Genomic DNA, 12887 nt, shown 5'->3' with positions numbered 1-12887 from the left:
CCGGCCAATTGCTCGGCGGGCACGTCGCCCCCTTGCGCCATGGCGTACAGTCCCCCGTCAGCGAGACTCACCCGTTTGGGTGAGTCGCCTTGACGCCGAGGAAAGCTGCGCGGCGGCAGCCGCTCCAGTGGAACCGGTGCTTGCACCGGGGGAAGGACGACAGCGGATGGGCCGCCACCGACGCTCTGCTCCCCATACGCCCGAAGCCCCGAGTGCGGAGACTTTTGACGCACCGACAGCTGTCCGGCACGGCGCACCGACCCCGGCGGCACGGCACCGCTCGCACCGCGCGGCGCGCGACCGAGGCCTGGCACCCGTACGCACCGGACTGCTCGGCGCCTCCGCCGCGGTGGCGATGGGAGCGGTGGCGGTCGCTTCCGGACTGATCCCCGGCGGCGGGCAGTTCGACGGCGAGGGCGGTGACGGCCGGGGCGACCGGGTCCGCGCCGGTGCCCTGCCGGAGACCACCGGGCCGATGGGCGGCCTCTCGCAGACCCCGACCGACCGCGCGACCGACACGGCGAGCCGCGGCGGCGGCCGCCCCACCGCCCCGCGCAGCGAACGCCCGTCCTCCCCCATGACGCCGTCCACGTCCCCCTCCCCGCACCGGCCGACCAAAACTCCCACCCGGGAGACCGGTTCGCGGCCCTCCGCCGAGCCCACCGAGCGCCCGTCCGCCAGCGCGCCCCAGCGCACCGCGGCCCCGTCGAAGACCCCCGACGCGAAGACGTCCGCCGAGGCCCAGGTCCTGGCGATGGTCAACCAGGAACGCGCCCAGGCGGGCTGCTCGCCGGTGACCGCGGACAAGGAATTGGCCGGACTCGCACAGCGGTTCAGTGACGACATGGCCGAGCGCGGTTTCTTCGACCACACCGACCCGGACGGCCACACGCCCTGGGACCGTGCCCGTGCGGAGGGCATCACCGACCTCGGCGGCGAGAACATAGCCCGCGGCCAGGCCAACGCCCAGTCCGTCATGGACTCCTGGATGGACAGCCCCGGCCACCGCGCCAACATCCTCAACTGCGAGTACAAGACCCTCGGCGTCGGCGTCCACTTCGGCCCGGGCGGCCCGTGGTGGACCCAGGACTTCGGCTTTTGAGATAAGCGCAGGTCAACGACGTACGAACCACTCTGGGCCGGGTCGGGGCCGTCATCCGTAGCCCCTTCATCCCCGAAGACCGGGCCTTGCTGCTCTCCCCCGCCTCCAGGAATACGGACGCGCGAGAGCGAAGGCGTTCGGCTCGGGCAGCGGTACGTCCCTCTCCTTGCCACCCTTGGGCGGGGCGAAGACCGGACGGTTGCACAGCAGCTTCACCTGACGGACCACGTGCACGACACCACCCAAGAAGTCGACGTCTGCATCGAACGTGGACCGCCACAACCAACCGCAGGCAGGTCGGCGCATACTGGGGGCAATGACAAAGCCCGCTGCACCGAAGCGTCATCTGCCCACCAGCCCCTTCAAGGCCCCGGTTACGCCGGCGCCCAAGCACTTCGCCATGGGCGACCAGGTCACACACGACATGCACGGCCTCGGCCGGGTGATCGGCATCGAGGATGGAATCGCGGTGCTCGTGGACTTCGGCTCGGCTCAAATGCGGATCTTGAGCCCGTACGCCAAGATGACCAAGCTCTAGGACCACTGTGCCCGATCACGGCATGCCAGGCCCCTTCAGGGACCTGTTAACGAAAGGGAGATCTCTCATCGATCTGACGTCGCTGTTCTCCGCCCCGGAAGGGCAACCCAGCCGTTCCACCGCAGCATCGCCGCCTCCGGCGACAAACCCCTTCCAGGCCCCGGACTTCGGGGAAGACGAGACCCTCCCGCTCGAGGAGGTAAAGGGGCCCGCCTCGTAATGCCTGGGGCGGCCTGCTGCGCTGTAAAGCGGCGAAGTACAGCAACCGCGACGGCTTCAAGCGACTGTCGTCTCAGCGACCTTCGTGCCGGTAGTCGGCAACGAGCAGCATCCAGCACCCCCGTCCGGGCCGTCTCTGGGCCGTGCGGGGGTGCTCAGCGTTGACCGACAATGACCCTCGACCACGGCTCAGCCGTTGGTCAGCGAACCGACGCGGCACTTCGTCGGCTTTTTGATCCCGGCGTCCACACGCGTCGCCGGCCGCCTCACCCCTGGCGCCGTGCTCCTGCGCCGCTCGGCCGGAGTGTCCCTCGAACGGCCGTGCCGGTGGGTAAGGGCGCGGGCAACAGCTTGATCATCGGGTGCTTCCCCGGCTCAGGGCTGCGGCTGGTCGATCGGCCAGCCGCGCTTCGCGGACAGCCGGGATACCCGTTCGGCCAGTCCTTTTGGTATGTCCACGCCCATCCGGCGCGCGGCGCCGAGGCGGTGTCGGACGAGCCCGAGGATCCAGTCCAGCTGGTCATCGCTGCGCGATGCGTACTCCTCAAGCGCCTCCTGCATGAGCTGCTGCCGGTCGATGCTCGCGGCGTCCTCTGTCATGGGCGCTGAACTTACCCGGCCCCCTCCGCCGCGGTACATCCGCGGCGGGCAGGAGTTATCCGACTGCTACGTTCAGCCGGTCCGCGGCGGGCGCTGGCAGCGGGGGCAGAAGTAGCTGGAGCGGTTCATCCAGGCGCGGCGGCGGATGGGGGTGCCACAGCGGCGGCAGGGCTCGTCCTCGCGGCCGTAGGCGTCCAGGGAGCGGTCGAAGTACCCGGACTCGCCGTTGACGTTCACATAGAGGCTGTCGAAGCTGGTGCCGCCCACGGCGAGCGCGGCGTTCATCACGTCCCGTACGTGGCCGAGCAGCTCGGCGGTGCGCGGGCGGGTGAAGGTGGCGGTCGGCCGGTCGTAGTGGAGCCGGCTGCGCCACAGCGCCTCGTCGGCGTAGATGTTGCCGACGCCGCTGATCAGGGTCTGGTCGAGCAGGGCCCGCTTGATGGTGGTCCGGCGGCGGCGCAGCGCATCGTGGAAGGCGGCGTCGTCGAAGGCCGGGTCGAGCGGGTCGCGGGCGATGTGGGCGATGGCGTCGGGGAGCTGCTCGGCGTCGCCGGGGACGGTGTCGTGCAGCGAGAGGCCGCCGAAGGTGCGCTGGTCGACGAAGCGGAGCTCGGTGCCGAGGTCGTCGGCGAAGCGGACGCGGATGCGCAGATGCTTCTCGTCGGGGGCGTCGTGCGGCTGGACCAGCAGCTGGCCGCTCATACCGAGGTGGGCGAGGATCGCCAGGCCGTGGGTGACGGACGGCGTGACGAGGGGCGCGAGGCCTTCGGCGGCGGACTGCGCGGCCGGGCCGCCGCCGGTCACCGGGAGCCAGAGGTACTTGCCGCGCCGGCGGGCCGTGCCTATGCGCAGCCCCTCCAGCCGGGCCGCGAAGTCGGCCGCACCGGCCGTGTGCCGGCGGATCGCGCGGGGGTGGCGCACCTCGACGGCGTCGATCGTGCGGCCGCTGACCCAGCGCTCCAGTCCACGGCGGACGACCTCGACCTCGGGCAGCTCGGGCACGGTGGCTCCTTGGGAAAGACTTCTGACCCCGTCCGGGGCGGCGCTCGGCCGCCCCGGACGGGGTCAGAAACGGTGGTTCAGTGTGCCGACGACGAGCCGTCGCCGGCCTCCTGCGACGCGTCGTCACCGGAAGCCGCCGCCTTGGCCGCCTCGTCCGCCGCGGCGCGGATCGCGCGCCATGCGGACTCGGCCGCCTGCTGCTCGGCCTCCTTCTTGCTGCGGCCGGTGCCGGTGCCGTACGAGACACCACCGACGCGGGCGGCAGCAGTAAAGGTCTTCTCGTGGTCCGGGCCGGTCTCGGTGACCAGGTACTCCGGGACGCCGAGACCTTCGGTCGCGGTGAGTTCCTGGAGGCTGGTCTTCCAGTCCAGGCCCGCGCCCAGGCTGGAGGACTTCTCGATGAGCGGGTCGAAGAGCCGGTGCACCAGCTCGCCGGCCGCGTCGAGGCCCTGGTCGAGATAGACCGCGCCGATCACCGCTTCGAGGGTGTCGGCGAGGATGGATGCCTTGTCCCTGCCGCCCGTGCCCTCTTCGCCCCGGCCGAGGCGGATGAAGGCGCCGAGGTCGAGGCCGCGGCCCACCTCGGCGAGCGCACGCGAGTTGACCACCGCGGCCCGGAGCTTGGCCAGCTGGCCCTCCGGCAGGTCGGGGTGGATGCGGTACAGCGTGTCGGTGACCACCAGGCCGAGCACCGAGTCCCCGAGGAACTCGAGCCGCTCGTTGGTGGGCAGACCGCCGTTCTCGTATGCGTACGAGCGGTGCGTCAGCGCACGCACCAGAAGGGCGGACTCGAGCTTGTACCCGAGCCGCCCTTCCAGAAGCGTGTGAGACGAGGCCGTGTCCGCCGGAGTCGGTTCATCCCCGCGTGAGCGGGAAGTCGATGTGGCGTCTGACATAGAGCCTGTCACCAGCCGCTCAGACCTCGAGGACCTGGCGCTTGTTGTAGGTGCCGCAAGCGGGGCACGCGATGTGCTGCAGCTTGGGCTCGTGGCAGCGCTCACACGCCACCAGGGTGGGGACCGCAGCCTTCCACTGCGACCGGCGGTGGCGCGTGTTGCTGCGCGACATCTTCCGCTTCGGAACAGCCACGGCTACTTCTCCTGCTTCTCGTCGACGCCCGCTTCGGCGCCGCCCATGTTGTCCTTCTCGCCGTCCTTGACGGTCCCGGCGAGTCCCTGCAGTGCCGCCCAACGGATGTCGACGGCGTCGTGGTGGTGGTCCGGGTCGTCCGCCAGCCGGGCTCCGCAGTCGGAGCACAGGCCCGGGCAGTCGTCCTGGCACACCGGCTGCATCGGCAGTGCAAGCACCACCGCGTCCCGCAGCACGGATTCGAGGTCGAACAGGTCGTCCTCGAGGAAGAGGGTGTCCTCCTCATCCTCGGCGTCGTCGCCGGCGTCCTTGTCGTGGACCCTGGCATCGGCGTCGGGGTAGGCGAACAACTCCTGGAAGTCGCTGTCGAGCTCTCGCTCCAGCGGCTCCAGACACCTTACGCACTCCCCCTTGAGGGTTGCACGGGCGGTACCTGTGACAAGCACCCCGTCCATGACCGACTCCAGGCGGAGGTCGAGCTCGACCGGTGCGCCCTGGGGCACGCCGATCACCTCGTTACCGAGGTCCCGGGGGGCCTCGACGGAGCGGGAGACCCTCTTGAGCGCACCGGGACGCCGACCCAGCTCACGTGTGTCGAACACGAGAGGGGAGCGGTGATCGAGGCGGGCGTTGATGGCTTCCTGCTTTCTCCGGGGTTTTCACACCGCCCGCATTCCATCGTGGAAATTCGGGCAGCCGAGATCGCGGACATACGCGCGACCGAAGAGCCAGGATACTGGACGGGCCCCGATAGGCCCAATCCGCTCCCGGCCGGACCGGTCCGGTAGCGGGGTCGCCTACTGGCGCCCCTCCTCGTACTGCCGCAGCTGATCGAGGTTGATCATGCTGGTGTCGAAGAGGCTGGTCTCGTCCAGGGCGCCGGGCTGTGCGGTCTGGACGTGCGGGGCGTGCTGGGGCTGCGCGGGCACCTGCTGCTGGAGGTAGGCGTTCGGGTCGTAGCCCTGCTGCTGCCAGTCGTAGCCGTAGGCGTTCTGGTGCTGGGCGTCCTGGGAGTACGCGACGTCGTGGGGCTGCTGATAGCCGTAGACGTCCTGCTGCTGGTAGGCCGCCGGGTCCGGGTAGTAGCCCTGCTGCTGGGGCTGGAGCGGCTGCTGGTGCTCCTGGGGCTGGTGCTGTGGCAGCTGGTGCTCCTGGGGCTGCTGCTGTGGCAGCTGGGGCGCCTGGGGCTGCTGCTGTGGCAGCTGGGGCGCCTGCGGGTCCTGGTCGGCGCCGATGCCCGCCAGGCCGGCCAGGTACTCGGCATCGGCCTGTTGCGGCCGGGCGGAGTGCGGGTCGTCGCTCTGCGCCGCCAGGTGTGCGCCCAGTTCGTCGACCGCCCGGGCGCCCTGGAGCTTGTCGCGGCCCCGGCCCACCGCCTCCAGCGTCTTGCTCAGTACGGCCTGGAACGCCCCGAACTTGGCGTCCACGTACACGTCGGCGCGCTGCCTGAGGGTCTCCGGGTCGGCGCTGCGCTCGGGGGCCTCGGTGCCGTCCTCGTCCGGATACCCCTGGTCGTCCAGGCCGTTGCCGAGGCCGAGCAGCTTCTCGCGGCCGCGGTCGACCGAGCCGATGGTCTTGGTGAGTACGACCTCGAAGTTGGCGAGCTTGCTGTCGACGTAGTCGTCGGCCTCGGCGCGGATCTCCTCCGCCTCCCGGCGGGCCTCGGTCAGGATCCGGTCCGCCTCGTCCTGGGACTGCCGGGCGACCTCGGTGTCGGAGATCAGCGAACCGCGCTGGGCGTGCGCCGACTCGATGATCCGCTCCGCCTCGGCGCGCGCCTGCTCGACCATCTGCTCGCGCCCGCCGAGCAGCTCCTGGGCCTGCGCGAGGGAGCCGGGCAGTGCCGCGCGCACCTCCTCCAGCAGGGCGAGCAGCTCGGCGCGGTTGACCACGCACGATGCCGACATGGGCATGGACCGGGCGCCGGCGACGGTCGCGACGATGTCGTCGAGCTTCTTCTGCACGTCCACCTTGGACTCGCCACTCTCTGGGGTGTTGGAACGACGGAACGGGTCGACTGTACGTCCACGGGCCCCGCACCCGACACCAACTGACGGTCCGTCAGTCAAGCGTCGCGGCAGGTGCGCCGGGGGCGGGGTCAGTCCTTGTTGCGCAGCCGCTCGGTGAGGGCTTCGAGGACGAACGGCGGGACCAGGTGGGAGACGTCACCGCCCCAGGCGGCGACCTCCTTGACCAGGCTGGAGGACAGGAAGCTGTAGGTGGGGTTGGTGGGCACGAAGAGGGTCTCCACGCCCGACAGACCGTTGTTCATCTGGGCCATCTGCAGCTCGTAGTCGAAGTCGCTGACGGCGCGCAGTCCCTTGACGATCGCGGGGATGTCGCGCTGCTTGCAGAAGTCGACCAGCAGGCCGTGGAAGGACTCGACCTCGACGTTGCCGTACTCGGCGGTGGCCCGGCGGATCAGGTCGATCCGCTCGTCGACCGTGAACAGCCCCTTCTTGGACTGGTTGATCATCACGGCGACATGGACGACGTCGTACAGCTTGGAGGCACGGGCGATGATGTCCAGGTGCCCGTTGGTGATGGGGTCGAACGACCCCGGACAGACGGCGCGGCGCAACTCGGGTTCCTCGCTCTCCGATCCGGTCATGACACGCTTGTTGACGTCGATTCGGCAGACGTCGAAGCGGCGCGACCGTACCAAAGCGTCCCCTCGCCGTAGCGACGGGCCTTGATCGCTTCAAATCCGTCCGGCCATGGGAACGTGCCGCCTCGGGTGCTGCGTTCCACGGTGACGAGTGCCTGCTCCGTCAGCCACCCCTGACCACGGAGTGTGAGCAGGATCTCGCGCAGTTCCTGGTCGGTGACCGCGTAGGGCGGGTCCAGGAAGACGATGTCGTACGGGTCGCCCGGGGCCGGCGCGGCGGCGGTCTGCTCGGCCTTGCCGGCCCGGACCTCGACGCCCGGGAGGCCGACCGTGCGGACGTTGTCGCGGATGGTGCGCACGGCACGGGCGTCGGCCTCGACCAGCAGGACGTGTGCGGCGCCGCGGGAGAGCGCCTCCAGCCCGACCGCGCCGGAACCGCCGTAGAGATCGAGCACCCGGGCGCCGGCCAGCGGCCCGTCGAGCGACTCCCAGGTGGAGAACATGCCCTCGCGCGCCCGGTCGGAGGTCGGGCGGGTGCCGTTGCCGGGGGGTACGGCCAGGCGGCGGCCGCCGGCCGTACCGGCGATCACGCGGGTCATGGGCCCGTCCTTACGTTGCGCGTGGTCGGTGTGGAGTGTGGGTGGGAGCCGCTCGGGCTCCGCTCCTCCACGATATTCCGTCGACCGGCGGCGAGCGGCCGTCCAGGGCGCCGTGCGAGCGCCCCGGCCAGTGATCGATCTCACGGCAGAACGGCGCGGAAGGCCCCCGTCCGCGCCCGGCACTCCCCCGCTCGTCGCGTCCCCCCTCAGCCCTTGTCCAGATACTGCTCCCGCTCCTCGTCCAGCAGGGCGGACAGCGCGATCCGCAGCTCCGGATAGCCGGTCAGCTCCGGATCGTCGGTGACCAGCGCCGTGGCCTCCTCGCGGGCGGACGCGATGATCTCCTCGTCGTCGATGACCGTGAGCATCCGCAGCGAGGAGCGGACGCCGGACTGCGCCTGTCCGAGGACATCGCCCTCGCGCCGCTGTTCGAGGTCGATACGGGAGAGCTCGAAGCCGTCGAGGGTGCCGGCCACGGCGGCCAGCCGGGCCCGGGCGGGGCTGGCCTCGGGCATCTCGCTGACCAGCAGGCACAGGCCGGGCGCCGAGCCGCGGCCGACCCGGCCGCGCAGCTGGTGCAGCTGGGAGACGCCGAAGCGGTCCGCGTCCATGATCACCATGGCGGTGGCGTTCGGGACGTTCACCCCGACCTCGATGACCGTCGTCGCGACCAGCACGTCCAGCTCGCCGGCGGCGAAGGACCGCATCACCTCGTCCTTGTCGTCCGGCGCCATCCGGCCGTGCAGCACCGCTACCCGCAGGCCGGCGAGCGGCCCCCCGGCGAGCTGTTCGGCGATGTCGAGCACCGCGAGCGGCGGGCGCTTCTCCTCCGCGTCCTCCGGCGAACGCTCCTCGGCGGCGGCCCCCTTGGCGCCGGATGCGCCCTTCTTGCCGCCCTTGGGCGCCTCGTCCTCGTCGTCGCCGATCCGCGGGCACACCACATAGCCCTGGTGCCCGGCGGCCACCTCCTCGCGGACCCGCTCCCAGGCGCGGGCCAGGAAGTGCGGCTTGTCCTTGGCGGGCACCACATGGCTGGCGATCGGCGAGCGCCCGGCGGGGAGTTGGTCCAGTACGGAGGTCTCCAGATCGCCGAAGACGGTCATGGCGACCGTGCGCGGGATGGGGGTCGCCGTCATGACCAGCAGATGCGGCGGCTGCTTGCCCTTGCCGCGCAGTGCGTCGCGCTGCTCGACGCCGAAGCGGTGCTGTTCGTCGACGACCACCAGCCCCAGGTCGTGGAACTGCACCTTGTCCTCGATCAGGGCATGGGTGCCGACGACGATGCCGGCCTCGCCGGTGACCAGATCGAGCAGCGCCTGGCGGCGGGCCGCGGCCCCCATGGAGCCGGTCAGCAGCACCACCTTCGTCCCCTGTTCGGCCCCGCCCAGCATGCCGCCCTCGGCCAGCTCGCCCATCATCTCGGTGATGGAGCGGTGGTGCTGCTGGGCCAGCACCTCGGTCGGCGCGAGCATCGCGGCCTGGCCGCCGCTGTCGACCACGCCGAGCATGGCACGCAGCGCGACCATGGTGTTGTGCGTGACGGTGAAGTGGTCGGTCACATAGGCGTGGTCGGGGTGCGCGACGCTGATGCACTGGACGGGCTTGCGGCCGATGTGCTCGACGGCGTGGACGGCGCGGCGGAAGCCGGTGTTGTCGATGCCGCCGGTGGACGCCGTGTCCGGCAGCGCCACGTGAACGGAGTACGCACCGTCCTGCCCGGGGCGGAGCTGGGCACAGCCGCCCAGCGACCGCACCAGCCACGCGAGGTCGGCGGCCAGGTGGGCGGGCACGCCGCGGCAGACCGTCTGGGCCCCTGCGGGCCGGCCCCCAACGTCCAGCAGCCCGCGCACCACGGCCAGCCGGTCCTTGACGGACGCGTGGCGATAGGCGTCCGGTACGCGGTCCTCCGGGCTGCCGCCGTCGCCCCCGAGCCTTTGGCCCACCAGATACGGATCCAGCGGCCGGTCCCCACCGTCGTCGAGGTCGACCGGCACAGCCGCCGCGATGGACCACTTGGGCTGCCCGTCGGCGCGCAGCAGATCGCCGCGCAGCTCGCGGGTCGTCAGCACCCGATCCCCCGTGCCGCGGGTCCCGACGATCCACAGATGCTCGTCGTCGCACTCCACGGCGCTGCCGTCCGACAGCACCAGCCGCCACACCTCCCGCTCCCCCTGCGGGAAGACGCCGTCCACCACGGCCGTCTCGCCGCTCGGTACGACCACCTCCGTGCCGACGGCCATCTCCCCCATGGGCCGGAAGCCGCGTGGCGTCAGCACCAGGGCGTCCAGCGGCTGCGCCTTGCCGGAGCCCACCTCGCCCTGGAGGAGGCGATGCATGGGGTGTTCGGTCGCCAGGTCGTCGAAGATCTCCCGGCTGACCTTCTGCTGGCCGTCGGTGAGGGTGAAGGGCAGCTTGGCGTCGAAGGCATCGAGGATGCCTTGCTTGATCAACTTGCGGGCCACGGCGGGGAGTTGGTTGTCGGCGAGGCGGCGGCGGGCCAGGGCGACCTGCATCACGAACGCCTCGTCCCACTTCAGCCGGGCCCGCGCGTCGGCGATATCGGCCTTGCTCCCCGGCCGGTGGATCTTGAGCAGCGCCTCGGTGAGCGGGACCAGCGCGCGCCCCTCGCGCAGCGCCTCGGGCAGCGGATCGACGGCGTCCTGCGCGCTGGGCAGCACCGCGTCGACCGCCTTGGCGATCTTCCAGGACGCCATCTGCTGGCAGGCCGGGTAGATCGGCATCAGCTGATGGGCGAACGCGCTGGCCGCGTCCGCCCCGTCGCCGGCGTCGCGGTCGAGGAGCTCGTACTCGGGGTGGGCGAGCTGCAGTTTGCGGTTGAAGACCGACACCTTGCCGGCGAACATCGCCCGCCGCCCCGGCAGCAGCTCCTTGTGCGGCTTGTGAATGCCCTTGCCGAAGAAGACCAGCTGGAGCCGGCCGCTGCCGTCCGTGAGCGTCACTTCCAGGCGCTGCCCCCGGCCGGCGTTGAACTTCAGCACCCGGGAGTCCGCGACCTGCGCGACGACCGTGACATGTTCGTCCAGCGGCAGATCCGCGAGGCGGGTCAGCTCACCGCGCTCGGCATAGCGGCGCGGGTAGTGGTGCAACAGGTCGCCGACCGTGTGCAGGTCGAGCTGCTCGGCCAGCACCTTCGCGGTGGTACCGCCGAGGATCTTCTTCAGGGGTTCGTCGAGCGCAGCCACGCGTCTATTGCACACCACACCTCTGACAATCGCGGCTCACCCATCGGCACGGTGCGCTCACTCCACGCCGATGAGCAGCGGCGCGGCGTGCTGGCCGCCCTCGTAGACGACGGTGTCCACGGCCAGATGCCGCTCGCGCACATGCCGCTCCAGCCGCTCGGCGAGGGAGTCGGGCGCGTCGGCGCCCAGGACCAGGGTGACCAGTTCCCCGCCCGCCGACAGCATCCGGTCCAGGACCGTCGTCGCGGTGCGGGTGAGGTCCGAGCCGATCACCGCGACATCGCCGTCGATCAGTCCCAGGACGTCGCCGGCCTGGCAGACCCCGGCCATCGTCCACGACTGCCGCTCGGCGACCGCCAACTCGGCGTAGCGCGTGGCGCCCGCGGCCGAGGTCATCGCGACCACGTCCTCGTCGAAGCTGCGGTCCGGCTCGTGCACGGCCAGCGCCGCGAGGCCCTGGACGGCGGCGCGGGTGGGGATCAGCGCGACCCGTACGCCTTCGGTGCGGGCCTGTTCGGCGGCGGCCGCCGCGGTGTGCCGCAGTTCGGGGTCGTTGGGCAGCAGCATCACCTCGCGGGCGTGCGCCTGCCGGATCGCCTGCACCAGTTCACCGCTGGCGGGCGGCTCCCCGGGACGTACGGAGACCGGCGTGGCGCCGGCCTGCGCGCACAGTCCGGCGAGCCCGTCGCCCGGCACCACCGACACCACGGCCCGGGCCGCCATCGCCGGCTCCCTGGCGCGGCCGGCACCGCCGAAGTGGGTGATGCGGATCCGGTACGGCCGGCCCGCCTCGATGCCGGCCTCCACGGCCGCGCCCGCGTCGTCGACGTGGACATGGACGTTCCACAGGCCGTCCCCGCCGACCACCACCAGTGAGTCGCCGAGGCCGTCGAGCCGGGTGCGCAGCCGCGCCACGGCCGCGTCGCCGGCCTCCAGCAGGTAGATCACCTCGAAGGCCGGCCCGTCCGGGTCCCCGCAGCCCTCCGCGGCCGTCCGGGCGGCGACCTCGCAGCCGGCCGCCTCGGGCAGCGGGGCGTCGGCCCGTACCGCGACCGGGGTCACCGAGACCTTCCCGCCGAGCGCGTCGGCGAGCGCGCCCAGCAGGGCGACGAGTCCGCAGCCGCCGGCGTCCACGACGCCGGCCCGGCCCAGGACCGCGAGCTGCCCGGGGGTCGCCCGCAGGGCGCTGCGGGCGCCCTCGTGGGCGGCGTGGGCGACCTCGGCGGCGCCGCCGCTCCCGCCGGCGGCCCGCTCCGCGGCGTCGGCGGCCGCGGTCGCGACGGTCAGGACGGTGCCCTCCACGGGGTGCGCGACGGCCTCGTAGGTCGCGGAGGCGGCCCGGCGCAACGATCTGCGCAGCGCGTCCGCTCCGCCGTCGTCTCCGCCGTCCGCGGCCGCCAGCACCTCGGTCATCCCGCGCAGCAGCTGCGCCACGATCGTGCCGGAGTTCCCGCGCGCCCCTATGAGGGCGCCGTGCGCCATGGCGCCGATGGCGTCGGCCAGACCAGGCGCGGTACCGGCCGAGGCGTGCCCTTCGAAGGCCGCCTCGACCGCGCGGGCGGCCGATTCGAGCGTCAGGTACAGGTTGGTGCCGGTGTCGCCGTCGGCCACCGGGTAGACGTTGATCGCGTCGATCCGCTCGCGTTCCCGGCCGAGCGCCTCCAGAGCCAGCCCGCACCAGGAGCGGACCGCGGCGGCGTCGAGCGGGTACGGCACGTCGTCCTCCTGGGTCACGGGATGCACCGCACAGTAGCCGCGACCGGGCGGAGGGGCCGGGGCGGGGGCCCTGGGGTGCGTGATAGTTTCGTTCTACGGGAGCGGTCGTTGTATGCTGCTCCGGTTGCCCGATGCGAATCGGGCCATTTCTCTCCTGACGACGCCGGCCGGTCAATGCACTCGGCTCGTCGGGATTTCACCGTAAGTGCAT

The 12887-nt window shown here is 71.8% G+C and carries 12 protein-coding genes and 1 pseudogene; 2 read left to right on the top strand and 11 right to left on the bottom strand.

What is annotated here, in order from left to right; genetic code table 11:
- Positions 1-166: 166 nt before the first annotated feature.
- Complete coding sequence (locus tag WAB15_RS29095) at positions 167-1102, top strand: CAP domain-containing protein (RefSeq protein ID WP_399147175.1); 936 nt, start codon at positions 167-169, stop codon at positions 1100-1102.
- Between the two features lie 120 nt (positions 1103-1222).
- On the opposite strand, the pseudogene WAB15_RS29090 reads toward WAB15_RS29095, so the two are convergent.
- Positions 1223-1360, bottom strand: a pseudogene (locus tag WAB15_RS29090) (site-specific integrase); the annotation flags it as partial.
- A 58-nt stretch (positions 1361-1418) separates the two neighbouring features.
- Here WAB15_RS29090 and WAB15_RS29085 point away from each other — a divergent pair.
- Positions 1419-1640, top strand: coding sequence for a hypothetical protein (locus WAB15_RS29085; protein WP_399147174.1), 222 nt, complete (start codon positions 1419-1421; stop codon positions 1638-1640).
- Positions 1641-2234: 594 nt separating this feature from the next.
- Here WAB15_RS29085 and WAB15_RS29080 read toward each other — a convergent pair.
- From WAB15_RS29080 to WAB15_RS29035, 10 genes are all read right to left on the bottom strand, one after another.
- Complete coding sequence (locus WAB15_RS29080; protein WP_407288035.1) at positions 2235-2459, bottom strand: hypothetical protein; 225 nt, start codon at positions 2457-2459, stop codon at positions 2235-2237.
- 72 nt (positions 2460-2531) lie between these two features.
- A complete protein-coding gene (gene mutM, locus WAB15_RS29075) occupies positions 2532-3461 on the bottom strand; it encodes a bifunctional DNA-formamidopyrimidine glycosylase/DNA-(apurinic or apyrimidinic site) lyase (RefSeq protein ID WP_399147172.1) in 930 nt (309 codons plus the stop codon).
- A gap of 77 nt (positions 3462-3538) precedes the next feature.
- Positions 3539-4357, bottom strand: a complete 819-nt coding sequence (gene rnc / locus WAB15_RS29070) for a ribonuclease III (protein ID WP_407288034.1) — start codon at positions 4355-4357, stop codon at positions 3539-3541.
- A 19-nt stretch (positions 4358-4376) separates the two neighbouring features.
- Positions 4377-4550 carry a 50S ribosomal protein L32 gene (gene rpmF / locus WAB15_RS29065; RefSeq protein WP_006139588.1) on the bottom strand — a complete coding sequence of 58 codons (174 nt, stop codon included), beginning with the start codon at positions 4548-4550 and terminating at the stop codon, positions 4377-4379.
- A 2-nt stretch (positions 4551-4552) separates the two neighbouring features.
- Positions 4553-5152 (bottom strand): YceD family protein, encoded by a 600-nt coding sequence (locus WAB15_RS29060; RefSeq protein WP_399147170.1) that lies wholly within the window; start codon positions 5150-5152, stop codon positions 4553-4555.
- A 195-nt stretch (positions 5153-5347) separates the two neighbouring features.
- Entirely contained in the window at positions 5348-6520 is a 1173-nt protein-coding gene (locus tag WAB15_RS29055) for an ATP synthase F0 subunit B (RefSeq protein WP_407288033.1), read from the bottom strand.
- A 128-nt stretch (positions 6521-6648) separates the two neighbouring features.
- Positions 6649-7131 carry a pantetheine-phosphate adenylyltransferase gene (gene coaD / locus WAB15_RS29050; RefSeq protein ID WP_399147239.1) on the bottom strand — a complete coding sequence of 161 codons (483 nt, stop codon included), beginning with the start codon at positions 7129-7131 and terminating at the stop codon, positions 6649-6651.
- Between the two features lie 26 nt (positions 7132-7157).
- Entirely contained in the window at positions 7158-7757 is a 600-nt protein-coding gene (gene rsmD / locus WAB15_RS29045; RefSeq protein ID WP_407288032.1) for a 16S rRNA (guanine(966)-N(2))-methyltransferase RsmD, read from the bottom strand.
- Between the two features lie 206 nt (positions 7758-7963).
- A complete protein-coding gene (locus WAB15_RS29040; protein WP_407288031.1) occupies positions 7964-10960 on the bottom strand; it encodes a helicase-related protein in 2997 nt (998 codons plus the stop codon).
- Between the two features lie 57 nt (positions 10961-11017).
- The gene (locus WAB15_RS29035; RefSeq protein WP_407288030.1) at positions 11018-12694 is read right to left on the bottom strand and encodes a DAK2 domain-containing protein; all 1677 of its coding nucleotides are present in this window, start codon (positions 12692-12694) and stop codon (positions 11018-11020) included.
- Positions 12695-12887 lie beyond the last annotated feature (193 nt).

The organism is Streptomyces sirii, assembly GCF_045690365.1.
GTDB lineage: Bacteria > Actinomycetota > Actinomycetes > Streptomycetales > Streptomycetaceae > Streptomyces > Streptomyces sirii.
Note: the sequence above shows the minus strand (reverse complement) of the source record. Positions and strands in the feature narration are given on the sequence as shown.

Coding starts and splice junctions, on each gene's coding strand:
- WAB15_RS29095 (WP_399147175.1), top strand. CDS start 167: ATGGGCCGCCACCGACGCTCTGCTCCCCATACGCCCGAAGCCCCGAGT.
- WAB15_RS29085 (WP_399147174.1), top strand. CDS start 1,419: ATGACAAAGCCCGCTGCACCGAAGCGTCATCTGCCCACCAGCCCCTTC.
- WAB15_RS29080 (WP_407288035.1), bottom strand. CDS start 2,459: ATGACAGAGGACGCCGCGAGCATCGACCGGCAGCAGCTCATGCAGGAG.
- rnc (WP_407288034.1), bottom strand. CDS start 4,357: ATGTCAGACGCCACATCGACTTCCCGCTCACGCGGGGATGAACCGACT.
- rsmD (WP_407288032.1), bottom strand. CDS start 7,757: ATGACCCGCGTGATCGCCGGTACGGCCGGCGGCCGCCGCCTGGCCGTA.